Source organism: Bradyrhizobium sp. MOS002 (assembly GCF_003020115.1).
Lineage (GTDB): Bacteria > Pseudomonadota > Alphaproteobacteria > Rhizobiales > Xanthobacteraceae > Bradyrhizobium.
The window spans coordinates 197,360-223,350 of the sequence record NZ_PYFX01000005.1 but is presented as its reverse complement, the minus strand read 5'-3'; the positions used below and the strand labels follow the sequence as shown (position 1 = coordinate 223,350).

Here is a 25,991-nt window from a genome sequence, read left to right as displayed (position 1 = left end):
AGATTGCCGAAACGTAATGCCGCGCGCGGAACTGACGCACGTTGCGCCGGTTGAGTTTCCTGCTCATATAATAGTGGTAGCGGCCGCGCTCCCGCGGCTTCATCGATTTCGGTAGGACCTTATGCTCGACGGCCTGCGCCAATTCATCGCCGACATTGTTGCTCCTCATGCCCAGGACCGCGCATTCGGTGACAGTGATTACCGGCTGGCGGCGACCGCGCTGCTGGTTCACGTGATCTCGCTGGACGGCCAGCCGACGGCTGCCGAGCAGAGCAAATTGCACAGCCTGATCGAAAGCCACTTTGGGCTCGATCGCGGCACCGCGGATCGTCTGATTGCGGATGCGACAGAGGTCGAGGGCGAGGCGGTCGACCTCTATCACTTCACCAGCGTCATCATGCGCTCGCTCGACGAAGAGGGCCGCAAACGGGTCGTCCAGATGATGTGGGAGCTGGTCTACGCCGACGGCCAAGTCACTGAGTTCGAGGACAATGTGGTTTGGCGCGCCTCCGACCTGCTCGGGATCGCCCAGCGCGACCGGATCGACCTGAAGCACGCCGTGGCTGACCGTGCCGGTGGCCAGGTCAAGGACAGCGCGGTTGGTGGATGATCTGTGTCAGCACGGCCAATTGGCGGTTGTCCTGACCACATGACGAAACTTTAATGTAGCTCCCGGTCCTCTGGGCTCCGGATTCGTCCGTAGAATCCCGGGTTTTTTGCACCCCTTGTCACCCGCTCAAGCGGCCATGCTGTCAGCGCCGCTTGCCTGTCGCGCACGGCTTATGCTCTCGTTCCAGCATTGCGCGGCCAAAAAACTTCAATTCAAGAGACTTCGATCGTGACTGAGCGGGTAACGTTGATCACCGGTGCCTCGGCGGGCATCGGCATGGAGCTGGCGCGTGTGTTCGCCGCGAACGGACACCGTCTTGCGCTGACGGCGCGACGCGCGGACCGGCTCGAGGCGCTCGCGAACGAGCTCGCCGCCAAGGGCGGCAAGAAGCCGATCGTGATCGCCTGCGATCTCAAGGACGCGGATGCCGGCGAGAAGATCGCCGCCGCACTCGCTGCCGAAGGTGTCGAGCTCGATCATCTCGTCAACAATGCCGGCTTCGGCGTCTTCGGTGACGCAATCGAGCGCGACCGCATCGAGCAGCTCGGCATCGTGGATGTCAACGTCCGGGCTCTGACGGATCTGTCGCTGCGCTTTGCCGATCAGCTCATCAGGAACAAGGGCGGTCTTCTCAACGTCGGATCGGTCGCCGGCTTTCTGCCCGGCCCCGGCATGGCCGTCTACTACGCGTCCAAAGCCTATGTCGTTTCCCTCACCGAGGCCTTGCGGGCGGAACTTGCACCGCACGGCGTTCGCGTCACCGTACTTTGCCCGGGCCCGGTGCCCACCGAATTCCAGGCGCGCGCCGGCGTTGGGTCCGGCCATGATACAGCCCTTCTCAATGTTCCTGCCGCCGATGTCGCACGGCAGGCCTATCGCGGCCTGATGGCCAACAAGCGGGCAGTGCTCCCCGGTCTTGGCATCAAGGTTGTGCCCTTCGCGCTACGCTTCTTCCCGCGGGGCTTCATCCTGTCCGCCACCAGCCGGTTTCAGAGGCAACGACACTAGAGAGAGCCCTCGGTCGGTAGTGGCCCGGAGCTTGCTTTCTATCGGGCGTGTGTGTGCGCAAACTCACACGAAATTAACGATCGCTTAGTTATGCTGGCGGTCTGAACCGATAGCACTTGCAGAGACCATGTCGTTCCGGACGGACAGGTTTGGTGGCGCAGAATTGGTGCCCTTCCCCAGAAGGACGCCGAATGTCGTCGCCTCCGAAATCCGGTTGCCGGTTCTGATCATCCTGCATCAGGAATCCTCGACGCCCGGCCGCGTCGGCAATGCTCTGCGCGCGCTAGGCCATCGCCTCGACATTCGCCGTCCCCGCTTCGGCGATCCGCTGCCCGAGACCCTCGACCGGCATGCCGGCGCTGTGGTTTTCGGCGGTCCCATGAGCGCCAACGATCCGGACGACTACATCCGCCGCGAGATCGACTGGATCGAGATTCCGCTCCGCGAACAGCGGCCGTTCCTCGGCATCTGCCTTGGCGCGCAGATGCTCGCGAAACAATTAGGGGCCCGCGTCGCGCCGCACGCGGACGCGCTGACCCAGATCGGCTACTACCCGATCCGCCCTACACCCGCGGGACACGGGCTCTGCCCGCACTGGCCGGCGCGGGTCTATCACTGGCATCGCGAGGGCTTCGAGCTGCCGGTCGGCGCTGAACTGCTTGCCGAAGGTGATGATTTTCCGGTGCAGGCGTTCCGCACCGGCAACGCTTTCGGCGTGCAGTTTCATCCTGACGTGACCTACGCGATGATGCATTGCTGGACCACGCGCGGCTATGACGGCCTCAGCGCGCCCGGCGCGCGGCAGCGGCATCATCATTTCGCGGACCGTGCCGTCTACGATGCCGCGGAACGCGCCTGGCTCGATCATTTCATCGATGGCTGGCTGGCGCGCCGGCCCGTTCTGGCGCAAGCCGCCGAGTGATCGCGCCTAAGCGCAAGCTCTTCTCATCCGTTTGTATGCTAGGCTCATTGCCAACGAGCGCGCGCGAAATTGCGCCGGCAAGCAAGGGGAGAGCGCCATGGCCTACGAACACATTCTCTATGAGGTCAGCGACAAGGTCGCGACCATCACGCTCAACCGCCCCGACCGCATGAATGCGTGGACGCCCATCATGGAGCGTGACGTGCGCCATGCGATGGAAGCATCGAGCGCCGATGACGATGTCCGCGTCATCGTGATCACCGGCGCGGGCCGCGCCTTCTGTGCCGGTGCCGACATGGATGCACTGAAGGGGCTCGACCCAGACGATGTCGGGCGCGCATCGAACCTTCCGCCTTTCGACATGAACCGGCGGCCCGACTGGCAGACGCGCTATGGCTTCTATCCGTCGATCGGAAAACCCGTCATCGCCATGCTCAACGGCGCAACCGCCGGCATCGGCGTGGTTCACGCGCTCTATTGCGACCTGCGCTTTGCCGCCGACAACACCGTGTTCACCACCGCCTTCGCGCGGCGCGGCCTGATCGCCGAGCACGGCATCAGCTGGATGCTGCCGCGAATCGTGGGCCACGCCAATGCGATGGATCTGTTGCTTTCCGCGAGACGCGTGGGGAGCGACGAGGCATTGCGGATCGGGCTGGTCAACCGGCTCTGCTCACCGGAGAAACTCCGAGAGGAGACCTACGCCTATGCGCGCGACCTCGCCGATTTCGTCTCGCCGAGCGCGATGGCCGTGATCAAGCGGCAGCTCTACGAGGTGCCGTTCCAGACGCTGGCGGAGGCGACGATCGCGGCCAACCGGGACATGATGGTGGCGCTGAACGGCAGCGATTTCCGGGAGGGGGTCGCGAGCTTCATGGAGAAGCGTCCGCCAAGATTTACGGGGAGGTAGTGGGGATTTTTCGGGAGCAGTCCGTCTTCGCCCTGCGGGCTACGCCGGACACCACGCTTCGCCCTTCGAGCTCCGCGCGGCTGCGCCACGCGTAGCCCGAAGGGCGAAGCGTGGTGGAGCCAGGCGGGATCGAACCGCCGACCTCGTCATTGCGAACGACGCGCTCTCCCAGCTGAGCTATGGCCCCTTTTGTTGGCCGCTCTGGTCAATGCGGCCGACAACCGGGCGCCATTTAAGTCCCCGCCAAGGTCAAGTCAAGGACGGCTGTAACCCGGTTTTAGCCATCCCGACACCGACTTCCCTTGTTTGGACCGGGGGGAACCGATATCTAGCAAAAGACGTCAATCCCGACCGAAGCCAGAGTTTTTAAAAGCCAGAGTTACAAAAGCCATGCGTGCCGTTCTCGACATCGTCATCATCGTGCTCGATCTCTACGTCTGGCTGCTGATCGCGTCCGCGATCCTGTCCTGGCTGATCGCCTTCAACGTCGTAAACACCCGCAACCAGTTCGTGTCGGCGGTGGCGGAGTTCCTGTACCGAATCACGGAGCCGGTCCTGGCGCCGATCCGCAATTTTCTGCCCAGCCTCGGCGGCCTCGACATCTCGCCGATCATCCTGATCCTGCTCATCATGTTCATCGAGCGGGTGATTCTGTACTACATCTACCCGAACGTGATCTAAGCAGCTGGAGCGCCCTGGGTTGCCAAAGACCCTTGCTAGCAAGGAACCTTGGCGTTACTCGGCCGCAGGAATCAGCATCGCGCTGCGGGTAACGCCGCGCGGTGGCCGCGACGACATCGACGGGATCGAGCACCTGGCCGACGGCCGCAGCGTGCTCAAGGTGCGGGTGCGCGCCATCGCCGATGGCGGCGAGGCCAACAAGGCCGTTCTGGTGCTGCTGGCGAAATCGCTGGGCGTGCCCAAGGCCAGCGTCAAACTCCTGTCGGGAGCGACCTCGCGGCTGAAGCAGATCGCGGTCGACGGCGATCCGGCGCGGCTCGGCGAAGCCCTGCGCCAGCTCGCATCAGCCAAATCGACAGACTGAGGGAACTGACATGACCGCCAAGACCATCGACGGAAAAGTCATCGCCGCGGAACTGCGCGCCCGCGTCGCGGACGAGGTCGCACGCGTCAAACGCGAGCACAATCTGGTACCGGGCCTCGCGGTGGTCCTGGTCGGCAGCGACCCGGCGAGCGAAGTCTATGTCCGTTCGAAACACACCCAGACCCAGGCCGCCGGCATGGCCTCGTTCGAGCACAAGCTGCCGGCCGACGTCTCGCAAGCAGATCTCCTGGCGCTGGTCGCAAAACTCAACCGCGATCCCGCCGTGCACGGTATTCTGGTGCAACTGCCGCTGCCCAAGGGCCTCGACACCGAGGCCGTCGTCAATGCCATCGACCCCGCCAAAGATGTCGACGGGCTGCATCCGAACAATGCCGGCCGGCTCGCCGGCGGTTTCGAGGCGCTGTCGCCCTGCACGCCGCTCGGATGCATCATTTTGACCAAGAGCGTGCATGCTTCGCTCGAAGGCATGAACGCCATCGTCATCGGCCGCTCCAACCTCGTCGGCCGCCCGCTGGTGCAGCTGTTGCTGAACGAGAACGCCACGGTGACTATCGCGCATTCCCGCTCGCGCGACCTGCCCGGCCTCGTGAGGCGCGCCGACCTCGTCTACGCCGCCGTCGGAAAGTCCGAGATGGTACGCGGCGACTGGCTGAAGCCGGGGGCGACCGTGATCGACGTCGGCATCAACCGGATCCCGAAGGACGACGGCAAGACGCGTCTCGTCGGCGATGTTGCCTATCAGGAAGCGCTCGCCGTGGCCGGCGCCATCACGCCGGTGCCGGGCGGCGTTGGTCAGATGACAGTCGCCTGCCTGCTGGTGAACACGTTGCGCGCGGCCTGCGCGATTGCAGGGCTGCCGAAGCCGGCGGTGTAGCTGACGTTCGTGCCCCGGACGCAGCGCGAAGCGATGCGTTGCTGAGCCGGGGCCCAGTACGGTGGCGCCATGGGTCCCGGCTCAGCGTCGCGTCATTTCATGCCGCGCCGCGTCCGGGACACAAGACCTACCCGTTCTTCTTCTTCTCGCGATCGATGCCTTCGAGGATCAGCTTGTGCGCATCCTCGGGGCCGCCCCAGCGCAGGATCTTCACCCACTTGCCGGGTTCGAGATCCTTGTAGTGCTCGAAGAAGTGCTGGATCTGCTGGAGCGTGATGTCCGGCAGGTCGGAATACGACTTCACTTTGTCGTAGCGCTGGGTGAGCTTGGACGAGGGCACCGCCAAGATCTTCTCGTCGCCGCCGGCTTCGTCTTCCATGAACAGCACGCCGACCGGGCGCACGCTCATGACCGCGCCGGGGATGATGGCGCGGGTGTTGATGATGAGGACGTCGCAGGGGTCGCCGTCATCGGACAGCGTGTGCGGGATGAAGCCGTAGTTACCGGGGTAACGCATCGGCGTGTAGAGGAAGCGGTCGACCACCAGCGTGCCGGCTTCCTTGTCCATCTCGTACTTGATCGGTTCGCCGCCCACGGGGACTTCGATGATGACGTTGATGTCGTGTGGTACGTTTTTCCCGATCGAGATCGCATCGATACGCATTCAAGGCTCCGTTGTTGCCGAGGTTAAATCGCACCCGGCAGCGATTTTGGCGCTGTCATACGCGGGCTTGGCCCGCCGATCCATCGCGTTTTTGTGAAATAATGAATCCAGCGATCACCGGCTCAAAAGGCAACGGTATCGACGGAAGGGAAACGCTGCCGGTTGGACTTCAGCAGCTCAATTGGTCCAAGCGAAGGCAACCTTGTCGAGCGATTTCGGCCCGAAACGCTCCGAGGAGCGTGCCACCATGCGGCCGCCCAAGGCACGGTAGAACTCGGTGGCTGGATCGTTGTCCGAGAGCGCCCACACCACCATGCTCTTCAGGCCGCTCTGCATCAGGTCGCGGCGGGCCGCAGTGAACAGGCGGCGGCCAAAGCCCAGGCCCTGGAATTCGGGACGCAGATAAAGCTCGTAGACCTCGCCGTCGAAATGCAGGCTGCGGGCGCGGTTGCGGCCGTAATTGGCGTAGCCTGCAATCTTGTCGCCGAACACCAGCACGCTGACGCGGCTGCCCTTGCGGATCGCGCTGTCCCACCATTGCGGACCGCGGCGGTTGATCAGCTTTTCCAGCTCGGCGCCGGGAATGATGCCCTGATAGGCGGAGCGCCAGGCTTCGTCATGGGTGGACGCCACCGCAGTTGCATCTGCGGCTTTGGCCGGCCGGACCTCGATCAGGGTTGTGCTCATGAACGCAATCAAACCAAGTCGCCGCGCCGGCGGCAAGACCTATCCTTAATTATCGGTTAACCTGTGGACTTTCTGCATCAGTATTTGACCGGTGTTGTACCGAAAAAAGACAAGACGCCAATTCGAACGGCACCGGAGTGCCATGCGTCGGTGCAAAACTGCTTTGCGGCAACGAATGAACGGCAATGGCAACGCAGAAAGTCTGCCGATATTGATTCGTTCCTACTAGTCTGACCGTCGCTGTTCTCGCCTCCGGCAATTCATGCGGCTCCTCAACATCCTCGTGCTTCTGCCTCTGCTGGCCTTACTGACTGCGCCGCCCGTGCGCGCTCAGGTCACGTTTGGTTCGTCCGGAGCCGAGGGCGATCCGTTTCGCCGGCAGCAATGGCGCGTGCCATCGCCGGATACCGACACCGCCGCTCATGCCCTGCTGTTTCGCCCGCCCGGTGCCGGCCCGTTCCGGCTTGCAGTGATCGCACATGCTTCGACGCAAAATGGCTTGCGGCGCGCGCAAATGCCCCAGCCGGAATACCGCGCACTCACTGCGTTCCTCATCGCGCGCGGCTTCGCCGTGCTGGTGCCGGAACGGCTCGGCCATGGCGCGACCGGGGGGCGCTATGTCGAGGACCAGGGTGGCTGCGACGAGGCGGACTATGTGCGCTCGGGCCGCGCAACGGCCGACGAAATCGCGCTCGCGCTGGAGGATTTGCGAAAGCAGGATTTTATCCGCAAGGACGCCGCGATCGTGATCGGCCATTCCGCTGGCGGTTGGGGCGCGCTGGCGCTCGCGAATGCCGATCCGAAGGCGATCTCCGCCATCATCGCCTTTGCGCCGGGCCGCGGCGGCCATGCCAATGATGAGTCGAACCGGATCTGCGCGCCGCATACGCTTCTCGCGGCGGCGGCTGAATTCGGCAAGGCCGCGCGCATCCCCGTCACGTGGCTGGTTGCCGCCAATGACAGCTACTTTGCACCGGCATTTTCGATCGCGTTGGCCGAGGCGTTTCGCCGCAGCGGCGGCAAGGTCGATTTCCGTGCGCTGCCGGCCGTGGGCAGCGAGGGGCACTGGATGATCGAGAGCGAGGCCGGCGTCAAAGCCGCGAGTGCCGACATCGCGCGCGTGCTGAACCTGCCCAAGCCCATGGCGACCAAGAAGCCATGACGCTGTATGTCCTCATCAAATATCTGCACGTGCTCGGTGCCATCGTCATCCTCGGCACTGGAACCGGTATCGCTTTCTTCATGCTGATGGCACATCGCACTGATAACGCGGAGTTCATCGCGCGCACGGCTTCGGTGGTGGTGATCGCGGACGCGATCTTTACGTTGTCCGCCGTGGTCCTCCAGCCGGTCACGGGCGGCCTGCTGATGATGTTCTCGGCAATGTCGATCGCCGAGCGCTGGCTGCTTGCCTCGCTTGCGCTCTATGTCATTGCTGGCTTGTTCTGGGTCCCCGTGATCTTCATGCAGATCGAGATGCGCGACCTCGCGCGTAAGGCCGCGGAGCAACGTGGCGCGCTTCCGGAGCGCTATTTCGTCCTGTTCCGCCGCTGGTTCGCATTCGGCTTTCCCGGCTTCGGCGCCACGATGCTGATCCTCTGGCTGATGATCGCAAAACCGTTTTGAGGAAGGTCATGAGCCAGCGAACCATTCTCGTGCTCGGCGCCTCTGGCCTGATCGGCCGCTACGTCACCGACGATCTTCGCGCGCGGGGATTTCGCGTGGTCGGCGTGGCGCGCGGACTGTCGCCCGCCCAGAAGATGAGCGTGCTGGACATCGAGCAGCCGATCCTCTCGCTCGATGCGACAGCTCTGACGCACCTCCTCAGCGAGCACGCCGTCGATGTCGTGGTGAACTGCCTCGGTGTGCTCCAGGACGGTCCCGGCAGTGACACCAACGCGGTGCACCGCGATCTCGTCGCACGATTGCTTCAGGCGATCGGCGGCAGCGGTCGTGCGATCCGGCTGGTGCACATCTCGATTCCCGGGACCGCATGCGAGGATCGAACCGCGTTCGCAACGACGAAGCGCGAGGCCGAACGTTTGATCGCGGCTTCCGGCATTCCCCACGCCATCCTGCGGCCTGGCTTCGTGGTCGCGCCGTCAGCCTATGGCGGCAGCGCGATGCTCCGCGCGCTTGCGGCCTTTCCGATCGACTTGCCGGAGAAGGAGATGGCGACGCCGTTCCAGCCCGTTGCGGTCGATGATATCTCGGCTACCATCGCTTGGCTTGCCGAGCGCGATATCGATGACGCATCGGTGAAGGCCGTGAACTGGGACCTGATGCAGGTCGAACCGCTCACGATGGCCGGCGTCGTCAGGCAGTTTCGTATCGCGTTCGGCACGGCCGGCTGGTCGCGCGTCGAGATGCCGTCCTTCATGCTCGACTTCAGCGCGAAAGGCGGCGATTTTGCCAACTATCTCGGCTGGACGCCGCCGATGCGCTCCACGGCCATCACCGAGCTGCGCCGCGGCGTGAGCGGCGATCCCTCGGCGTGGATCGCCGCCACTGGCATCGCGCCAAAATCGTTGGCTCAGACCGTCGGGCGCCACCCCGCCACGATCCAGGACAAATGGTTCGCGCGGCTGTTCCTGGTCAAGACGCTGATCTTCGCGAGCCTGGTTGCGTTCTGGTCCGTCTCAGGCTTCATCGCGTTGTTCGTGTCCTATCGTGCCGCGGCCGGCATCCTGAGTGCGCACAACTTTCCCTCGGCGCTGGTCGATCCCATCACAATCGGCACCAGCCTGATGGACATGAGCATTGGGGTGCTGATCGCCTTCCGCCGCACCGCCGCGATCGGACTCGTTGCGGGCATCATGGCTTCGCTCGGCTATATGTTTGGTGCCGCGATCCTGACGCCGGATCTCTGGATCGAGCCGCTCGGTGCACTGGTGAAGACGGGACCGGCGATCGTGCTGATGTTTGTCGCGCTTTTGATGTTGGACAATCGCTGATGCTCAAATGGCCTGACGATGACGTCATCCTGTTCGACGGCGTCTGCATCTTCTGCTCGCGCTGGGTTCGTTTCGTCGCCAAACGCGATCCGGCGAAGCGATTTCGCTTCACGCCGATCCAGTCGGACTATGGCGCCCGGCTCGCACGCACGTTCGGCATCGATTCCGCTGATCCCGACACCAATGCCGTGGTTCACGGCGGCGAGGTCTTCATGAAATCCGACGCTGCGCTGATGGTGCTCTCGCAGCTTCCCGGTTGGGGCTGGGTGAGCATGCTATTCGCTGTGCCGAAAGCGTTGCGCGACCCGATGTACAGCCTCGTCGCGCGCAACCGCTACCGCATCTTCGGCAAGTATGATTCGTGCTTCGTGCCTGATGCCGATTTGCGGGCGCGGGTGATCGAGTAATTCGTCATTGCGAGCGTAGCGAAACAATCCAGGCTGCCGCTGCGGAAAGATTCTGGATTGCTTCGCTGCGCTCGCAATGACGGCGTGTGTGGTTACGGTTTGCCCAGAATCCCCAGCACTTCCTGCGCCGCCCGCTCCCCTGAGTCCCGCGCCCCATGCGCCGTCGAGAAAAAGTTCGGCGATGTCGCTTCTCCCGCAAAAAACAGCCGTCCGTCCACCGGCGCCGCCAGCACGGCGCGGTCGCCGGCGTGGCCCGGCAGCGCGTGCGAATAGGAGCCTCTTGCGAAAGGGTCATGCGCCCAGCGCGACTCGTGGAGCGGCGTCAGCTTTCGCCTGATGTCGTTGCCGAGCAAGCCTGCGATCTCGTCAATGCTTTGCGCGGCAAGAACGCCCTCGCCGGCGTCTTCCAGTTCGCGTGCAAAGCTGCCGCCGAAAAAACCTTCGATGCAGGGCTGGCCGAACGGGCGGATATGATAGGTGCCCATGTCGGTGCGCATGGTGGCGCCGCGCAAATTCCCTTCTTTCGGGAAGGCTTCCGCGTTCTCGAGGGCCAGCGTCACCTTGTCGTCGACGCCGAGCGGCAGGCCGGCTGCGGCGTCGACCTTGGCGCGCAAGGCAGGCGAGAACCGGATCGCCTCATTGGCGATCAGATTGGTCGGCACGGTGACGATCACCTTGTCTGCGATCAGCGTGCCCTGCGATGTCTCGATGCGGATGCGCTTGTCCGAATGATCGATCAGTGTGACGTTGCAGTTCAGCGCCACCGGGCAGGGCGCGCCATAGGCCGCGATCAGAGCGCCGTAGCCGCGGCGGACGCGCCAGTTGAGGTCGCTGTCCTCATAGGCGTCCCAGTCCAGCGTCGACATGTCCTTGAGTTCGCAGCCGTTGATGTAGGTCGAGATCGCGTCGATCATGGGGTTCCAGCGATTGCCGGGCTCCAGGCTCAAGCTCGCAGGGACATCCTTGCCCTTCTGGGCGGTCCTCCACAGCCGCTGATAGAAGGTGTCCATCGCGTGCATGAAATCGTCGCGCTCGGCTTTCGGAAACGCGTTGCCATAGGCGCGCTCGCGCCAGGGCGGCAGGTCCTTGTTGACCTCGAAACCGAGCTGCTTTGCAATCGCGACGAAGGAGTTATTATCCGCGGAGTGCAGCCAACCGCAGCCGACGTCGAAGGTGACTTCGGGCGAGGCCTGCACCGTCCAGGCCCGGCCGCCGAGCCGGTCGCGCGCCTCCAGCACGATCACGGAGAGGCCGGAGCCAGCCAGCGCATGCGCCGCGCCGAGGCCGGCGGCGCCCGCACCGATGATCGCGACGTCGACGGAGGAGGGCAGGGAGGTCATGGGCGGGCTCTAGCACGTTCGTGAAGAGTGCTGAAGCCGCCGCAAGCACAGCTGTCATCACCCGCGCAGGCGGGTGATCCAGTATTCCAGAGACATTTGTGATTGAACCGATAAGCCGCGGCGTACTGGATGCCCCGGCCAAGCCGGGGCATGACAGCGTTGAGAGCGGTTGCCTTACGCCACCGCTTCCTTGGATTTTTCCGCGCGCTTGCGCTCGTTCGGATCGAGGTGCCGCTTGCGCAGGCGGATCGACTTCGGCGTGATCTCGACCAACTCGTCGTCCTCGATATAGGCCAGCGCCTTTTCCAGGGTCATGCGGATCGGCGGGGTCAGGCGCACCGCTTCATCCTTCGACGTGGTTCGGATGTTGGTGAGCTGCTTGCCCTTGAGCACGTTGATCTCGAGATCGTTGTCGCGGGTATGCTCGCCGACGATCATGCCCTTGTAGACCTTCCAGCCCGGTTCGATCATCATCGGGCCGCGATCTTCCAGCTTGAACATCGCGTAAGCCACCGCTTCGCCCTGATCGTTGGAGATCAGCACGCCGTTGCGGCGGCCCTGGATCTCGCCCTTGTACGGCGCGTAGCCGTGGAACAGGCGGTTCATGATCGCGGTGCCGCGCGTGTCGGTGAGCAGTTCGCCCTGATAGCCGATCAGACCGCGGGTCGGCGCGTAGAACACCAGGCGCAGACGGTTGCCGCCGGACGGCTTCATCTCGATCAGCTCGGACTTGCGCTCGCTCATCTTCTGCACGACGACGCCGGAATGCTCCTCGTCGACGTCGATGACGACTTCCTCGATCGGCTCCAGCGTGGCGCCGGTGGCCTCGTCCTTCTGCAGCACGACGCGCGGACGCGACACCGAAAGCTCGAAGCCTTCGCGGCGCATGGTCTCGATCAGGATCGCGAGCTGCAATTCACCGCGGCCCGAGACTTCCATCGCGTCCTTGTCCGAGGCTTCAACGACCCGCAGCGCGACGTTTCCTTCGGACTCGCGCAACAGGCGGTCGCGGATCATGCGGCTGGTCACCTTGTCGCCTTCGGTGCCGGCGAGCGGCGAGTTGTTGACGATGAAGGACATCGACACGGTCGGCGGGTCGATCGGCTGCGCCACGAGCGGGGTATCGACCGACGGATCGCAGAAGGTGTCGGCGACGGTGCCCTTGGTCAGGCCGGCTATCGCGACGATGTCGCCTGCCTCGGCTTCGTCGAGCGGGGTGCGCTCGATGCCGCGGAAGGCGAGGATCTTGGTGATGCGGCCGGTCTCGATGGTCTTGCCGTCGGCGCCCAGCACCTTCACGGCCTGGTTCGGCTTGATCGAACCGGAAGAGATACGGCCGGTGATGATGCGGCCGAGATAGGGGTTGGCTTCCAGAATGGTGCCGATCATGCGGAAGGGACCTTCCTCGACGGTCGGCGGCGCGACATGGCGCACGATCAGGTCGAACAGCGGCTGCATGCCAGCTTCGTGCGACCCGTCCGGGCTCTCGGCCATCCAGCCCTGCTTGGCCGACCCGTAGAGGATCGGGAAGTCGAGCTGCTCCTCGCTGGCGTCGAGCGCCGCGAACAGGTCGAACACCTCGTTGATGACTTCGGTTGCCCGCGCGTCGGGACGGTCAACCTTGTTGATCACGACGATTGGCTTCAGACCGACCTTGAGCGCCTTGGAGACCACGAATTTGGTCTGCGGCAGCGGGCCTTCGGCGGCGTCGACCAGCACCAGCGCGCCGTCCACCATGTTGAGGATGCGCTCGACCTCACCGCCGAAATCGGCGTGGCCGGGGGTGTCGACGATGTTGATGCGGGTGTCCTTCCACTGCACCGAGGCCGCCTTGGCCAGGATGGTGATGCCGCGCTCGCGCTCCAGATCATTGGAGTCCATGGCGCGCTCGGTCACCTTCTGGTTTTCGCGATAGGTGCCGGATTGCTGGAGGAGGCGGTCGACCAGGGTCGTCTTGCCGTGGTCGACGTGGGCGATGATGGCGATGTTGCGAAGGTTCATGAGTGAGCTTCTTTGCGGTCGGACAATGGGTTAAGCGCGATCTCGCCGGTCAGACCGGGACCTCTTCTCGAAACAACGCTTGAAGACTGGAAACGGGGCGCTTTCCGCCCAAAAGGGAAAGCCCGGCATATCGACCGGGCACCCTACGCGTTGCGGCGCAATATAGGCAAAAACGGCCAAAAAACAATGTGTTCTTTGGCCGTTGGTTGATTGAATTTTGTCCGGGGATTCCCGGGGGTTAGGCGAAAAGCCGGGCTTAGCCGCGCCGGCCCCTGATGGCGGCCCAGATCAGGGCGACCCCGCCCAGCCCCACGGCCAGGCCCAGGAAGACCAGGGGCGCGACGTCGGAATCGATCCGGCCTCTGTCGGATATTGAGATTCCGCCGAACAGGAGTGCACAGGCGCCGGGCAGCAGCAGGATGATCCCGAAGATCGCCATGAGCGCGGTCAGGCAGCCGCTGCGCTGGTTTGTCGGGGCAGGAGGCGGTCCCGGGGGGGCTGGCGGCGGCGTGTCGCTGATGCTCATGCCTGCAGGACTCCTTCGGTTGACTGCGCCGCGAGTTCGGCACGGATGCCGTCGATCTTTCCGTTCCGGTAGAACAGATTGTAGGTGTCGAACGGGATGATCGCGCCGCTCTCCGTGACGAAATGGATGCAGCTGCGCTTGACGTTGCCGACGCAGAAATTGAAGCGGTCGAGAAACTGCACGATGGTGACGCGGAACACGTTCTCGTACGTGATGCCTTGCGGTACCTCGAAGCTCGGCAGGCAGCACAGCAATTCGCAGACGCGCTCGCTGGTGTTCAGCGGTCCCGAGGACAGCGAAAACAAATCGATGAATTTCTCCCTCAGTGCCGGGTGCTTCTCAGGGCTTATCGTATTGGGCAACAATGCGACGAGCTGCTCCTGCGGGATCAGCGAGGTCAGCGGCAGGACTTTGTCGCCGTTGCGCAGGCCGTAACCGATCGAGATGCTTTCGGGGTTGCAGGGCAGCGGGATCATGTCCTTGTCGCCGAACACCCCGGTTTCGACCACGCGCTTGCGGATCTCCGACAGCATGATGCGGTCGGTGTTCTTGTCGAAATTCTCGTTGCGGCCGGCATCCTGCACCGGCTGCAGTGTGACGCCGCGCACGCATTTCCAGGTCAGCGCGTGGCGAACGATGTCGCCGATCTCGGCATCGTTGACGCCGCGCTTGATGGTCGCCACCAGCGTGGTCGACACGCCGTAATGCTCGAGATTCTCCAGCGCCTGCTGGCGGATCTTTCGCAAATCCGCGCCGCGCAGGTTGATCAAAGCGTCGCGTTCGAGCGAGTCGAACTGGAGATAGACCTCGAGCCCGCGCTTGTTCTCGGCGAGGCGCGCGACGAAATCCTTTTCGCGGGCGATACGCAGGCCGTTGGTGTTGATCATGACATGGCGGATCGGACGCGCGCGCACCGCATCGAGGATCGCGAAGAAGTCGGGATGCAGCGTTGGCTCGCCGCCGGAGATCTGCACCAGGTCAGGCTCGCCTTCGCTCGCGACCAGCGCGTCCAGCATTCGTTCGACCTTGGCCAGCGGCGTGAAGCTCGTCCGCGCCGGCGAGGAATCGGCAAAGCACACCGGGCAGGTCAGATTGCAATGCTCGGTGATCTCGATCAGCGCCAGGCAGGAATGCTGCTCGTGGTCGGGGCACAGGCCGCAATCGTAGGGGCAGCCGAATTCGGTATGCCGTTGAAACGCCAGCGGCCGGTCGCCGGGCTTGATGAAATCCTTGCACAGGCGCCAATAGGCTGCGTCCGTCGACACAAGCGTGGACTGGACGCCATGCTCCTTGCAGCGCTTCTCGTACCAGACCTCGTTGTCGAGGATCTGGATCTTGGCCGGCACCAGCTTCAGGCAGGTCTCGCAGAGAGATTGGGTCTGGCCCCAGAAGATATAGGGGCGCGACTTACGCAACGGCGCATTCATGCATGGGTCTCGCTTTGGGCGCCGTCGCCAGCATGACGACGGCGTAGAGCAGGATGGACAGCGACAGCAGGTGAAACAGCGTGAAGGGGCCGATCAGCGTGCCGTAGGGCTTGAGGAATTCCCACAGGAAGCGCTGTGCGCCATAGTAGACGAGGACGAGGTAGAAACCATTGGTGATCACAAACGCGCTCCGGTTCAAGACCGCCAGCACGTAGAGCGGCGCGAATACGCCCATCGCGGCGCTTTCGTAGAGCTGCACGGGATGCCGAAGGATGCCGTCGCCGAAATCATGGCCCCAGGGCCAGGCCGTCGGCGTACCGTAGGTGAAATCGTCGAGGCCCGCGAAATAACAGCCGAGCCGGCCGATCGCGATGCCGAGCGCCAGCGGCAGCGCAAAACGGGCGCCTGTTCGTACCGTGATCCCTGCGGACCATTTGTAGAGCTCGATTGCCACGATGCCGCCGGCGAGCGCTCCTTCCACGGAGCGCGCGATGCCGCTCTGGCCCGACAGCCACAGATTGGTGGAGCCGAACAGATAGGCGCCGAGGCCTGCGCCGAACACTAAAGCGGCGAGGTAGGACCGCTCGAAGGATTGCGCCGGAAACCGCAAGCCCTGTCGTGACAGCCAGTAGAGCGCCGCGGCCGCAGCCAGCCACGCCCCAACATCGAAGAGAGTATGAAGCAAAGCCCCGCTCATGCGGAGACATTAGCCCAGGTTCCCGCACTGCGGGATAGTGCGGCCGCTTCTTATCCCCGAAGAGGAGCGAGGCAGGCGGCTAGCCGGCTTGCCGCTCCTCGGTCGGATAGACCCCGCGCAGCACCTCCTCGAAGTGCATCTTCACGGCCTCGTTGCACAGGCAGGCGCGCAGGCGGAGGCCCTCTCGGTTGCGGACCAGGATCGATCCGCGTCGGGTGTCGAGCACGCCTTCCGCCTTGAACGACTGGAGCACGCGGCTGGCATAGCTGCGGCCGACGCCGAGCAGCGTCGCGAGCTGTTCGTGAGTCAGAGGCACGCTGCTCTCGTCGCCGGTCCGCTCCATCGCCGCCAGCATCCATTTGGCGGTGCGCTGCTCGATCGAGTGAATGGCGTTGCAGGCGGTGGACTGGAAGATCTGCGCCAGCATGCAGTCGGCATAGCGAACGAATACATGGCGCAACGAGGGCGAGCGCTGCTTGGCGGCCTCCAGCTTGCTGACGTGAATTCTCGCAAACGGCCCGCCGAATTTCACGCAGATCCGGGTATAGGCCGGCAGATAACCCTCGCTGACGATGCCGCCCACCGCGCCTTCGCGGCCGACCAGGATGGTCTCGACATCGCGACCGTCCTCATTGGGGACGAGGAAGGTTGCAAGCGACGGTCCGCAGGGAAAGTGGACGACTTGGACGTCGTCGCCGGGGTTGTAGAGCAATTCATTCGCCGCGGCGCTTTCGAGCGTGACATGTGGCGCAAGCAGGGCGAAGTCCGCCGCACTCAAGCGCCGCAGCAGATTGTTGGTAGGCCGGCTGTCGATCTCGGTGGCGTTGCTGGTCCGCGCGTCCATCTTAAACTCCCCATCCACCTCTACATTAGCGAGTTCCGTCGAGGTCCTGTGTGCACAAGTGGACAGACCTGACAACTGTGATGTGGTGGTTTCGTTCCGGGAACCCTCCGCGCTGGGTGCAGGCGTCGTGACCCGGTATCCCAGTCAGAGAAACCTCATGCTTCAAGCTGCGATGATGGCACCCGCTGTTTCCGATGGTTCAAACTGTCCCGCCGATGTCCTCATCGTCGAGGACGATCCGATCATCGCGATCGACTTCGAGGATCGCCTGCTCGGATTTGGCGTGAAGAGCGTGCGCACGGTAGGTTCAGTGGCGCAGGCGCTGGCCGCAATCGCGGCGCGTGCCCCTGAATTCGCCTTGCTCGATGTCGGATTGAGTCGCGAGAACAGCTTTGCGGTCGCCGAACGGCTCGCGGCGCTGAAAATTCCCTTCGTTTTCGTCACCGGCTACGGCGCTGATGCGCGTATCCCGCCGGAATTTGCCGGCCAGCCGCGACTGCAGAAGCCGTGTTCGAGCGACGCGCTGGAGGCGGCGCTCCAGCTACGCGCGGCGGACTAGCGATACGGCGTCAGGCCTGCTTCGGATCGAGCGTGGTCGACCACAGCGCCACGTCGGCGCGGTCGCGCAAGGTCACCGTCATCTGGCCGGAAGCGCCGTCGATCTTGACGTGTCCGAAGAACTGCATGCCGGCCGAAGGCGGCAGGTTCTGGTTGTCCTTGCCCGGCGCCTTGATGAAGCGCACCTCGGGTCCAAAGGTGTTGTCAAGCGCGTTCGGACCGAACGTGCCCGCGTGAAGCGGGCCCGACACGAACTCCCAGAACGGTTCGAAATCCTGGAATTGTGCCTTGTTCGGATCGTAATAGTGCGCGGCGGCGTAATGCACGTCCGCCGTCAGCCACACGGTGTTGCTGACCGGCGCCATCTTGATGAAACGCAGGATATCGGCGATCTCGAACTCGCGGCCGCGCACCGGGCCGTCGCCCTGCGCAATGGCCTCCGATCCACCCTTCGGCGTGTCCGATACAACGAGGCTGAGCGGCATGTCGGAGGCGATCACCTTCCAGGTCGCGCGCGAATTCAACAGGCCGCGCTTGAGCCAGGCGATCTGGTCCGGGCCGAGGAAATAGCTGGCCGGGCTGTAAGCGGTTTCGAGATTGGGGCCGTTCGGGCCGCGATAGCTGCGTTCGTCGAGCACAAACACGTCGAGATGCGGGCCGTAGGAGATCTGGCGATAGACGCGGCCGGGCTCAACGATGCTCTCGCGCATCGGATACATCTCGTGGAAGGCACGGCCTGCGCGGGCCGCAAGCAGCGCGATGTCGCGCTCCTTGTAGGTCGCAGGCAGCTCCTTCGACAGCGACCAGTTGTTGGTCACCTCATGGTCGTCCCACTGCACGAAGATCGGCACTTCGGCATTGAAGGCGCGAAGATTGTCGTCAGTGAAATTGTACTTGTGCGCGGCCCGGTACTCGTCCAGCGTCTCGGCGACCTTGGCCTTTTCAAGGATCGTGACATTCTTCCAGATCTTGCCGTCGGTGAGCTTCACCTCGGACTGGATAGGACCGTCGGCATAGATGGTGTCGCCGGAGTGCAGGAAGAAGTCCGGACGGTGCTTGCGCATCGCCGAGAAGGTGAACATGCCGCCGTCATCGGGGTTGATGCCCCAGCCTTGTCCTGCGACGTCGCCGCCCCAGACGAAGCTGACGTCGCGGCGGTCGGCGGGCGCGGTGCGGAAGCGGCCGGTCACCGGCTCGCCCGCCACCGCGGTGTGCGAAAGATCGCGGAAGCGGACGCGATAAAAGATGTCCTGTCCGCCCGGCAGGTTTTCGATCAGCATCTTTGCGGTGAAGTCGCTCTCGGGCAGCGCCGCGATCGGCGGCAGTGCGCGGGCATCCCTGAACGACTCCGTCGTCGCCACCTCGACCAGCATCTGCGCGGGTCGGTCGGTGCGCGCCCAGACCACGCCGCTGTCGATGCTGACGTCGCCCGACTGCACGCCATGGGTCACCGCCGGCCGGTCGGCCGCGCGAGAGAGATGGGGCATTGCGACAGCGCCAAGTGCGCCGGCACTGGTCGCCAGGAAACGGCGGCGGGAGAACTTGATGTTCATGAGGCGGTCTCGATATCGCGTGAGGCGGCTGTCCAGAGCGGCCGCCACGGGTGAAGCCCGACGCTATATTGGGACAATGTGACGCAGCGATTACGGCGCAAGCGCTTACGCGTTGCCGGCGGCCCGGAATTGCGCACCGGCGCGCTGCAGGTTCTGCGGCAGGCTGAACAGCACCGCCTTGCGGTCGGCAACCGCCGCATGAAACTGGTCGAGTGCGATGTTGAAGGCGGTGAGCGCACCTTCCTCGATCGCGCCGTGGTCGTAGCAGCGCAGCGTGTCGCGCAGGATCTCGTCGGCCTCGGTCTGCATCTGATCGAGATCTTCGGTCGTCTCGCTCTTTCGTGCAGCGGTGATCATGTCGAGCAGTCGCTCGCGCAGATGGCTGTTGTTGTCGCGTTCGTCCTTTTTCAAATAGCCTGCAAACCAGGCGCCGAGCGAGCCCATGGCCGAGAGCGCCATCAGGGTCCACCAGATGTAATCACTGTATTTGTCGAGGAAGGTCTTTTCTTCGCCGTCGACGAAAGCGGCGGCGCCCGGATGCACGGGAATCACCGCATCCTTGTCGGTGTCGGGCGTTTCGATCTTCGCCGCCAGCGGGAATTCCGTCACCAATTGCTGGCGTACGGCGAACAGCTGGCGCGTGAACGCCGCGATGGTGGTTTCGGACACGGTCTTGCGCGCCACGATGTGGTGCGAGAAGCTGATGGTCTTGACCTCGTCATCGGGACGATCGGGCGAGCCGCCGTAAGTGCCCGCGGGAATCTCGGCCGCTTCATAGACCGGATGGTTCTGGGCGATCGCATCCGCGGAATCGATCGCGAGGAAGGTCGGCGTGCCGAAATCCTTGGTGGAAGCGGCGATCGCCTCGGACGTGATCTTGCTGTTGACGGGACCGGCCGCGAGATAGGCATCAGCCCTCTGGGCCTTGATCGCCTCGACGGCTTCGTTTGCCGGGTATTGCACGATTTCGACCTTGGCGGGATCGACGCCGTATTGCTGCAGGATCACCTTGAGCAAATTGACGTTGGCCTGGGTGCGGCCGACCACGCCGACGCGATGGCCGGCGAGCTGCGCGATCTTAGTGATCTTCGCGCCCTTCTTCTTGCCCTTGCCGGACACGGACCACAGCACCACGACGTTCTTGCGCAGGGTCGCAACCGCTTGCGCGTTCTTCGGTACGTCGACGTCGCCACGCACGATGGCGAGGTCGGCCTTGCCTTCCGCGAGCAGATTGGCGCTGGCGGTGGCGCCGTCGGTCTGGATCGGGCGCAACCGCACGGAACTCTTGTGCTGCGCGAAGGCCTGGGTCAGTGCCTGCACGACCTTGACGTCATCGCTGTTGGCGGGGCCGACCGCGATCTTGAGCGTCACCGGCCGCATAGCAAAGTAGTAGCCGCCGGCGAGCGCGCCAACGATCGCGAGCACCAGGGCGAGAGTCACGAGCGCCGTCTTCCGCGCCGATGATCGCGGCGAAGGCGGGGTGGGCGCTTCGGCCAGGTCCAATCCCCCGGTCATCGATCTCCCGAACAGTCGCTTGAGGCTCAGTTTCATCTTGGCCGGCGATTTACGCCCCCAAGTGTAGCAAATTTCTTGTCCGGCAGGGTTACATCTCCGTCATGGTTAGCGGATGGGGTCGAATCTCGTATGAACCCGAGGCGTCAGTGCGATGTTAGGGTAAAGTTCCCCTGAAGGACGGAGGCGACCATGGCAGAACGGCTCTCGGCGGAGGCGCACAGGCAGGCGCTGGGCGGATTACCTGGCTGGACCGAGGTTCAAGGACGCGACGCGATCGGGAAAACCTTTGTCTTCAAGGATTTCAACGAGGCGTTCGGCTTCATGACCCGCGCGGCACTGGTCGCCGAGAAGATGGACCATCACCCCGAATGGCGCAACGTCTACAAGACGGTGGAGGTGGTGCTGTCGACCCATGACGCCGGCGGCGTCACCGCGCTCGACATCGAGCTCGCCAAGGCGATGAACGCCATCGCCAAGCTGACACCAGGCTGACGACTTGCAGGGACCGGCCGCGTCCCCATCTTGTGATCAGTACGGGATGCGGCGATCGGCCACCCCTGGCTGAACGAGGAGTGTGTCGAAGATGGCTGCCGAACACAGCGTCGGTTTCGAGCCGGCCGACCGGCTCGCGGAAGATCGTGAGAGCGTGCGCCGCCGCTTCTGGCGCAAGCTGAAGCGCGTCGCCGCGCAACTGCCGTTCGCGGAGGATCTGCTCGCCGCCTATTACTGCGCTTTCGACCGACAGACGCCGCGCCATGTCCAGGCGTCGCTGCTCGGGGCGATTGCCTATTTCATCCTGCCGTTCGACTTCGTTCCCGACGTGATGCCGATCCTCGGCTTCACTGATGACGCCGCCGTGCTCGCCACTGCGATCCGCATGGTCGCCAGCCACATCACCAATGAGCATCGCGAAGCCGCCCGCGCCGCGCTGAAGCGCGGGGTGGATGAGGCGGACGCGGAAGTCGCGCAGTAGCTGTCGCCGCATCCTCCGCCGTCATTCCCCGCGAAAGCGGGGAATCCAGTACGCCGCAGCTCATCGATTGAGCAATGCTCGTCACGGAGTACTGGATCGCCCGGTCAAGCCGGGCGACGACAGCTGAGTGTGTGGTGACGATGTCGCGACACTCTACGCGCCGACATCCTCACGGACGCAAAATCACCTTGCCCATGGCCTGACGTCCCGCGAGCACCTTTAGCGCATCCGCCGTCTGCGCCAGCGGGAAGACGCGGTCGACGTGCGAGGAGATCTTTCCTTCCGCTGTCCACTTCACGAGCTTCTCGAGATTGGCGCGGTTCTTTTCCGGATTGAGGCGCGTCCATGCGCCCCAGAACACGCCGCGGATGTCGCAGCCTTTCAGCAGCGCGAGGTTCAGCGGCATCTTCGGAATGTCGCCGGCGGCAAAGCCGATCACGAGGAAGCGGCCTTCCCAGGCAATCGAGCGCAGTGCCTGCTCGGCATAGGTGCCGCCCACGGGATCGAAGATGATGTCGACGCCCTTGCCGCCGGTGAGCTTTCGCAGGCCTTCCTTCAAATCTTCCTTGCCGTAATTGAGCGTGAGTTCTGCGCCGTGCGCCTTCGCGAATTCGAGCTTCTCGTCCGACGAGGCGCAGGCGATCACCTTCAGGCCCATCAGCTTGCCGAGCTCGCAAGCGGCAAGTCCGGTGCCGCCGGCGGCCCCGAGCACTGCGAGCGTCTCGCCCGGCTTCGGGCTCGCGCGATCTTCCAGCGCATGCAGCGCGGTGCCGTAGATGATGATGATGCCGGCCGCGCGGTCATAATCGAGATTGTCGGGGATCTTCACGATCGATGCCGCCGGCAGCGCGATCTTCTCGCGCGCGCCGTTGTGGCCGCAGGAGGCGACGACGCGATCGCCGACCTTCAGATCGGTCACGCCGGGGCCGATGCTCTCGATCATGCCCGCGACTTCGGCGGCCGGCGAGAACGGGAACGGCGGCTTGATCTGGTACTTGCCCTGAATCATCAGGATGTCGAAAAAGTTCAGCGCCGCAGCCTTTATCGCGATCACGGCTTCGCCGGGACCGGCCACCGGATCCGGCACGTCGGCCAGAACGAGATCGTCGGGCTGGCAATATTGCGAGCAGAGGATGGCTTTCATGGCGGCACCTTGGGTGTTTCGAGTTGAAATTATAGTTTGCCCGTTTCTGCCGGATTTAGGCACGGGCGACAATCCGGTTTCTTTGTTTGGGCAGAGCGAAGGCCTATCCTCCCGTCATTGCGAGCGCAGCGAAGCAATCCAGACTATTCCGCGGTACGGTTTCTGGATTGCTTCGCTGCGCTCGCAACGACGAAACAAGGAGGATTCAAACCATGTTTGAAACAGGCCTGCTCAAGGACAAGCGAATCCTCGTCACCGGTGGCGGTTCGGGTCTCGGTGCTGCGATGGCGCACCGCTTCCTCGCGCTCGGTGCCGAGCTCGTGATCTGCGGCCGCAAGCCCGATCGCCTCGAGGCGGCGGCGCGCGGGATGCGCGAAGAGACCGGCGGCAAGGTCACGACGATCGCCTGCGATATCCGCGACGGCACCGTCGTCGAGAGCATGATGGACGCCGTCTGGCGCGAGGCGCCGCTGGATATTCTCGTCAACAACGCGGCGGCCACTTTCATTGCGCAGAGCGAACATCTCTCATTCCGCGCGGCGGATGCGATCCTCGCGCCGACGCTGCATGGTACGATGTATTGCACGCTTGCCGCCGGTAAGCGCTGGATCGACGGCAAGCATGGCGGCGTCGTGCTTTCGATCCTCTCGACCTCGACCATCACCGGCCGCGCCTTCACCGTCCCGTCGGCGATGGCGAAGTCCGCCGTGCTGGCGATGACCAAAAGTCTCGCCGTGGAATGGGGTCCGAAGGGCATCCGCACCGTCGCAATCGCGCCGGGACCGTTCCCGACCGCCGGCGCCTCGGGTCAGCTCCGCCCCGAGGGTCGCGACGAAGGGTGGGCCGCGCGTAACCCGATGGGACGCGCCGGCGAGCACCGCGAGCTTGCCGACCTCGCCAGCTTCCTGGTCTCCGATCGTGCCGGCTATATCAACGGCGAGATGGTGGTGATCGACGGTGGCGCGCATTTGCGCAGCTCCGGCGCCGAGGATTTGTTGGGCTGGACCGATGCGCAATGGTCGGAGCAGCGCGCCGCGCGATCCAGAGCCTAGTCGCCGCGAGCTTCGCTAACTGCCTTCCCAAATTGGACTTTCCCGGCTATCCCTGCCCCGCGGACAATGCGCGACCGGGCCATCTTCCAGTCACAATATTGAGGGAACCACTCCAGCATGTGGCGGGTGCTGATTTTAGCTTTGATGACGGGCGTGGCGGCCTGTGGGATCACCGATTCCGCGCGGGCGCAGACGGCGCAACCTGCGCCCAAGACTGCACCGAAAGAGCCGGCGCCGAAACCGGCTGCGCCGGTGGCCAATACCACCGGAAAGACGGTTGCAAAGCCCGAGAGCAAGCCGGCGGCACCGCACGCGGCGGTTGCGGGCGGCGCCGAGCCAACCCTGATCGGTCAGTTCGGCACCTGGGGCGCCTATTCGGCCGCGCCCAATGGAAAAAAGGTCTGCTTCGCGCTGGCCAAACCGTCGTCGTCGAAGACCAACCCGCCTAATCGGCCGCGCGACCCTGCCTATGCCTTCGTCTCCACCCGCCCGGCGGAGAAGGTCAACAATGAAGTCTCGGTCATGATCGGCTACGCGCTGAAGCCGGGGTCTGAATCCTCGGTCGAGGTCGGCGGTGCTGCTTTCGCCATGTACTCGCAGGGTGACGGTCTCTGGATCAAGAACGCGGCCGAGGAAGAGCGGATGGTCGAGGCCATGCGTAAATCCGCCGATCTCGTGGTCAAGGGCATGTCGTCCAAGGGGACCGAGACGACCGACACCTTTTCGCTGAAGGGCCTCGCCCAGGCGCTGGACAAGATCGCGCAGGATTGCAGGCGTTAAGCCTGGGGTTGATAAGGTCGCAATCGGCGGTGCCGGTTGCTATATAGGGCGCGTTCCAGATTTTCTCCCGTCATTCCGGGGTGATGCGGAGCATCGAACTATGGTGCGCAATTGCGCACCTGAGAATCTCGAGGTTCCGGGTCTGGTCCTTCGGACCACCCCGGAACGACCACCTGATCAGGTCCATTCAATGCAACCGATGACCGAGCCGCACAACGCAACGCTGGTGGAGAAGACTCCGCTCGAAACCTACGTGCCCCCGGCCAAGCCGTCGCTGATCGGCCTGTCGCGCACCGAGTTGGCCGATTGCCTCGGCGAGATCGACGTCGCGCCCGCGCAGCGCAAGATGCGCGTGCAGCAGCTGTGGCACTGGCTCTATTTCCGCGGCGCCCGGAATTTCGACGAGATGACGTCGGTCTCGAAGGGGATTCGCACCTCGCTCGCCGAGCGCTTCACCGTCGACCGGCCCGAAGTCGTGGCCGAGCAGATCTCCAACGACGGCACCCGTAAATGGCTGCTGCGGCTGCCGAGCGGCGACAATGTCGAGCGGGCGCATGAAGTCGAGTGCGTCTACATTCCCGAAACCGATCGCGGCACGCTGTGCGTCTCCTCGCAGGTCGGCTGCACGCTGAACTGCTCCTTCTGCCACACGGGCACGCAGCGGCTGGTGCGCAATCTCACCGCCGGCGAGATCGTCGGACAGGTGATGGTCGCGCGGGATCGTCTGAATGACTGGGCCGATCGCGAGGATGGCACGCGCCGTGTCACCAACATCGTGATGATGGGCATGGGCGAGCCGCTTTACAATTTCGACGCGGTGCGCGATGCGCTGCTCATCGTCGGCGACAACGAAGGCATCGGCATTTCCCGCCGTCGCATCACGCTGTCGACTTCGGGCGTGGTGCCGAACATCGTGCGCGCCGGCGAGGAGATCGGCGTGATGCTCGCAATTTCGCTGCATGCGGTGCGCGACGAGCTGCGCAACGAACTGGTGCCCCTCAACCGCAAATATCCGATCAAGGAATTGCTGCAGGCCTGCCGCGATTATCCCGGCGCCTCGAATGCGCGCCGCATCACCTTCGAATATGTGATGCTCAAGGGCGTCAACGATTCGCTGGACGATGCCAAGCTCCTGGTAAAAATGCTCAAGGGCGTTCACGCCAAGATCAATCTGATCCCGTTCAATCCCTGGCCCGGCACCGCCTATGAATGCTCGGACTGGGACCAGATCGAAAAATTCTCCGAATACATCTTCAACGCCGGTTATTCCTCGCCGGTGCGCACCCCGCGCGGCCGCGACATCCTCGCCGCCTGCGGCCAGCTCAAGTCGGAGACGGAAAAGCTTTCCGTGCGCGAGCGACAGGCGCTGCGCGCCATGGCGATGACGGACTAGCTTGGTATGTGCACTGTGTTGCTTCCCCGTCATTGCGAGGAGCGCAGCGACGAAGCAATCCAGATTGCCTCTGTGGGCGCATTTCT

The 25,991-nt window shown here is 63.8% G+C and carries 28 protein-coding genes and 1 tRNA gene; 17 read left to right on the top strand and 12 right to left on the bottom strand.

Features of this window, described 5'->3' with window-relative positions; genetic code table 11:
- Nucleotides 1-121 precede the first annotated feature (121 nt).
- The 4 genes from C7G41_RS18240 (at nt 122) to C7G41_RS18225 (ending at nt 3,450) form a co-directional block, all read left to right on the top strand.
- Nucleotides 122-610: a TerB family tellurite resistance protein gene (locus C7G41_RS18240; RefSeq protein WP_106943878.1), complete on the top strand. Its 489-nt coding sequence runs from the start codon at nt 122-124 to the stop codon at nt 608-610.
- Nucleotides 611-838: 228 nt separating this feature from the next.
- On the top strand, nt 839-1,618 hold the full coding sequence (locus tag C7G41_RS18235; RefSeq protein WP_106943877.1) for an SDR family oxidoreductase: 780 nt from the start codon (nt 839-841) through the stop codon (nt 1,616-1,618).
- Between the two features lie 127 nt (nt 1,619-1,745).
- Nucleotides 1,746-2,540: a glutamine amidotransferase gene (locus C7G41_RS18230; RefSeq protein ID WP_106943876.1), complete on the top strand. Its 795-nt coding sequence runs from the start codon at nt 1,746-1,748 to the stop codon at nt 2,538-2,540.
- A gap of 97 nt (nt 2,541-2,637) precedes the next feature.
- Nucleotides 2,638-3,450 carry an enoyl-CoA hydratase gene (locus tag C7G41_RS18225; RefSeq protein ID WP_106943875.1) on the top strand — a complete coding sequence of 271 codons (813 nt, stop codon included), beginning with the start codon at nt 2,638-2,640 and terminating at the stop codon, nt 3,448-3,450.
- Nucleotides 3,451-3,561: 111 nt separating this feature from the next.
- On the opposite strand, the gene C7G41_RS18220 is transcribed toward C7G41_RS18225, so the two are convergent.
- Nucleotides 3,562-3,637: transfer RNA gene (locus C7G41_RS18220), tRNA-Ala, on the bottom strand.
- Between the two features lie 203 nt (nt 3,638-3,840).
- Between C7G41_RS18220 and C7G41_RS18215 the strand changes: the two genes are divergently transcribed.
- Genes C7G41_RS18215 through folD form a run of 3 tightly spaced genes read left to right on the top strand, consistent with a single transcriptional unit; the run spans nt 3,841 to nt 5,390 of the window.
- The gene (locus C7G41_RS18215; RefSeq protein WP_007598721.1) at nt 3,841-4,131 is read left to right on the top strand and encodes a YggT family protein; all 291 of its coding nucleotides are present in this window, start codon (nt 3,841-3,843) and stop codon (nt 4,129-4,131) included.
- A 19-nt stretch (nt 4,132-4,150) separates the two neighbouring features.
- The gene (locus C7G41_RS18210) at nt 4,151-4,495 is read left to right on the top strand and encodes a DUF167 domain-containing protein (protein WP_106943874.1); all 345 of its coding nucleotides are present in this window, start codon (nt 4,151-4,153) and stop codon (nt 4,493-4,495) included.
- A gap of 10 nt (nt 4,496-4,505) precedes the next feature.
- Entirely contained in the window at nt 4,506-5,390 is an 885-nt protein-coding gene (gene folD / locus C7G41_RS18205; RefSeq protein ID WP_106943873.1) for a bifunctional methylenetetrahydrofolate dehydrogenase/methenyltetrahydrofolate cyclohydrolase FolD, read from the top strand.
- 127 nt (nt 5,391-5,517) lie between these two features.
- Here folD and ppa read toward each other — a convergent pair whose 3' ends face one another.
- A complete protein-coding gene (gene ppa, locus C7G41_RS18200; protein WP_027566324.1) occupies nt 5,518-6,054 on the bottom strand; it encodes an inorganic diphosphatase in 537 nt (178 codons plus the stop codon).
- 177 nt (nt 6,055-6,231) lie between these two features.
- Entirely contained in the window at nt 6,232-6,741 is a 510-nt protein-coding gene (locus C7G41_RS18195; RefSeq protein ID WP_007598725.1) for a GNAT family N-acetyltransferase, read from the bottom strand.
- Between the two features lie 262 nt (nt 6,742-7,003).
- On the opposite strand from C7G41_RS18195, the gene C7G41_RS18190 reads away from it, so the two are divergent.
- The 4 genes from C7G41_RS18190 to C7G41_RS18175 are packed head-to-tail and all read left to right on the top strand — an operon-like array spanning nt 7,004 to nt 10,102.
- Nucleotides 7,004-7,903: a S9 family peptidase gene (locus tag C7G41_RS18190; RefSeq protein ID WP_106943872.1), complete on the top strand. Its 900-nt coding sequence runs from the start codon at nt 7,004-7,006 to the stop codon at nt 7,901-7,903.
- Complete coding sequence (locus tag C7G41_RS18185; RefSeq protein WP_106943871.1) at nt 7,900-8,367, top strand: DUF2269 family protein; 468 nt, start codon at nt 7,900-7,902, stop codon at nt 8,365-8,367. The genes C7G41_RS18190 and C7G41_RS18185 overlap by 4 nt, the downstream gene beginning before the upstream one ends.
- Before the next feature lie 8 nt (nt 8,368-8,375).
- The gene (locus C7G41_RS18180; protein WP_106943870.1) at nt 8,376-9,695 is read left to right on the top strand and encodes an SDR family oxidoreductase; all 1,320 of its coding nucleotides are present in this window, start codon (nt 8,376-8,378) and stop codon (nt 9,693-9,695) included.
- Nucleotides 9,695-10,102 (top strand): thiol-disulfide oxidoreductase DCC family protein, encoded by a 408-nt coding sequence (locus tag C7G41_RS18175; RefSeq protein WP_106943869.1) that lies wholly within the window; start codon nt 9,695-9,697, stop codon nt 10,100-10,102. The genes C7G41_RS18180 and C7G41_RS18175 overlap by 1 nt, the downstream gene beginning before the upstream one ends.
- Before the next feature lie 92 nt (nt 10,103-10,194).
- On the opposite strand, the gene C7G41_RS18170 is transcribed toward C7G41_RS18175, so the two are convergent.
- The 6 genes from C7G41_RS18170 to C7G41_RS18145 all read right to left on the bottom strand — a co-directional run bounded on the left by C7G41_RS18170 (nt 10,195) and on the right by C7G41_RS18145 (nt 16,937).
- The gene (locus C7G41_RS18170; protein ID WP_106943868.1) at nt 10,195-11,442 is read right to left on the bottom strand and encodes an NAD(P)/FAD-dependent oxidoreductase; all 1,248 of its coding nucleotides are present in this window, start codon (nt 11,440-11,442) and stop codon (nt 10,195-10,197) included.
- Nucleotides 11,443-11,616: 174 nt separating this feature from the next.
- Nucleotides 11,617-13,443 carry a translational GTPase TypA gene (typA, locus tag C7G41_RS18165; protein ID WP_007598731.1) on the bottom strand — a complete coding sequence of 609 codons (1,827 nt, stop codon included), beginning with the start codon at nt 13,441-13,443 and terminating at the stop codon, nt 11,617-11,619.
- A 256-nt stretch (nt 13,444-13,699) separates the two neighbouring features.
- Nucleotides 13,700-13,969, bottom strand: a complete 270-nt coding sequence (locus C7G41_RS18160) for a hypothetical protein (RefSeq protein ID WP_106943867.1) — start codon at nt 13,967-13,969, stop codon at nt 13,700-13,702.
- Nucleotides 13,966-15,396, bottom strand: a complete 1,431-nt coding sequence (locus C7G41_RS18155) for a radical SAM protein (protein WP_106943866.1) — start codon at nt 15,394-15,396, stop codon at nt 13,966-13,968. The genes C7G41_RS18160 and C7G41_RS18155 overlap by 4 nt, the downstream gene beginning before the upstream one ends.
- A complete protein-coding gene (locus C7G41_RS18150) occupies nt 15,377-16,093 on the bottom strand; it encodes a prolipoprotein diacylglyceryl transferase (RefSeq protein WP_106943865.1) in 717 nt (238 codons plus the stop codon). The genes C7G41_RS18155 and C7G41_RS18150 overlap by 20 nt, the downstream gene beginning before the upstream one ends.
- A 79-nt stretch (nt 16,094-16,172) precedes the next feature.
- On the bottom strand, nt 16,173-16,937 hold the full coding sequence (locus C7G41_RS18145) for a Crp/Fnr family transcriptional regulator (protein WP_106943864.1): 765 nt from the start codon (nt 16,935-16,937) through the stop codon (nt 16,173-16,175).
- 157 nt (nt 16,938-17,094) lie between these two features.
- Here C7G41_RS18145 and C7G41_RS18140 point away from each other — a divergent pair, with 157 nt between their 5' ends.
- Nucleotides 17,095-17,496 (top strand): response regulator, encoded by a 402-nt coding sequence (locus C7G41_RS18140; protein ID WP_106943863.1) that lies wholly within the window; start codon nt 17,095-17,097, stop codon nt 17,494-17,496.
- Between the two features lie 10 nt (nt 17,497-17,506).
- Here C7G41_RS18140 and C7G41_RS18135 read toward each other — a convergent pair whose 3' ends face one another.
- Together C7G41_RS18135 and C7G41_RS18130 are read right to left on the bottom strand one after the other, a co-directional pair.
- Nucleotides 17,507-19,048: an alkaline phosphatase gene (locus C7G41_RS18135; protein WP_106943862.1), complete on the bottom strand. Its 1,542-nt coding sequence runs from the start codon at nt 19,046-19,048 to the stop codon at nt 17,507-17,509.
- A 105-nt stretch (nt 19,049-19,153) separates the two neighbouring features.
- Entirely contained in the window at nt 19,154-20,599 is a 1,446-nt protein-coding gene (locus C7G41_RS18130) for a TAXI family TRAP transporter solute-binding subunit (RefSeq protein WP_106943861.1), read from the bottom strand.
- 153 nt (nt 20,600-20,752) lie between these two features.
- Between C7G41_RS18130 and C7G41_RS18125 the strand changes: the two genes are divergently transcribed.
- Together C7G41_RS18125 and C7G41_RS18120 are read left to right on the top strand one after the other, a co-directional pair.
- Nucleotides 20,753-21,055, top strand: a complete 303-nt coding sequence (locus C7G41_RS18125) for a 4a-hydroxytetrahydrobiopterin dehydratase (RefSeq protein WP_106943860.1) — start codon at nt 20,753-20,755, stop codon at nt 21,053-21,055.
- Nucleotides 21,056-21,146: 91 nt separating this feature from the next.
- Nucleotides 21,147-21,536, top strand: coding sequence for a YkvA family protein (locus C7G41_RS18120; protein ID WP_106943859.1), 390 nt, complete (start codon nt 21,147-21,149; stop codon nt 21,534-21,536).
- Nucleotides 21,537-21,705: 169 nt separating this feature from the next.
- Here the strand turns inward: C7G41_RS18120 and C7G41_RS18115 are convergent, their stop codons facing one another.
- Nucleotides 21,706-22,680: an NADPH:quinone oxidoreductase family protein gene (locus tag C7G41_RS18115; protein ID WP_106943858.1), complete on the bottom strand. Its 975-nt coding sequence runs from the start codon at nt 22,678-22,680 to the stop codon at nt 21,706-21,708.
- Nucleotides 22,681-22,892: 212 nt separating this feature from the next.
- On the opposite strand from C7G41_RS18115, the gene C7G41_RS18110 reads away from it, so the two are divergent.
- The 3 genes from C7G41_RS18110 (at nt 22,893) to rlmN (ending at nt 25,905) form a co-directional block, all read left to right on the top strand.
- Nucleotides 22,893-23,732, top strand: a complete 840-nt coding sequence (locus tag C7G41_RS18110) for an SDR family oxidoreductase (RefSeq protein WP_106943857.1) — start codon at nt 22,893-22,895, stop codon at nt 23,730-23,732.
- A 117-nt stretch (nt 23,733-23,849) separates the two neighbouring features.
- Nucleotides 23,850-24,512: an invasion associated locus B family protein gene (locus C7G41_RS18105; protein ID WP_106943856.1), complete on the top strand. Its 663-nt coding sequence runs from the start codon at nt 23,850-23,852 to the stop codon at nt 24,510-24,512.
- Nucleotides 24,513-24,702: 190 nt separating this feature from the next.
- Nucleotides 24,703-25,905, top strand: coding sequence for a 23S rRNA (adenine(2503)-C(2))-methyltransferase RlmN (rlmN, locus tag C7G41_RS18095; protein WP_106943855.1), 1,203 nt, complete (start codon nt 24,703-24,705; stop codon nt 25,903-25,905).
- The last annotated feature ends 86 nt before the right edge of the window (nt 25,906-25,991 follow it).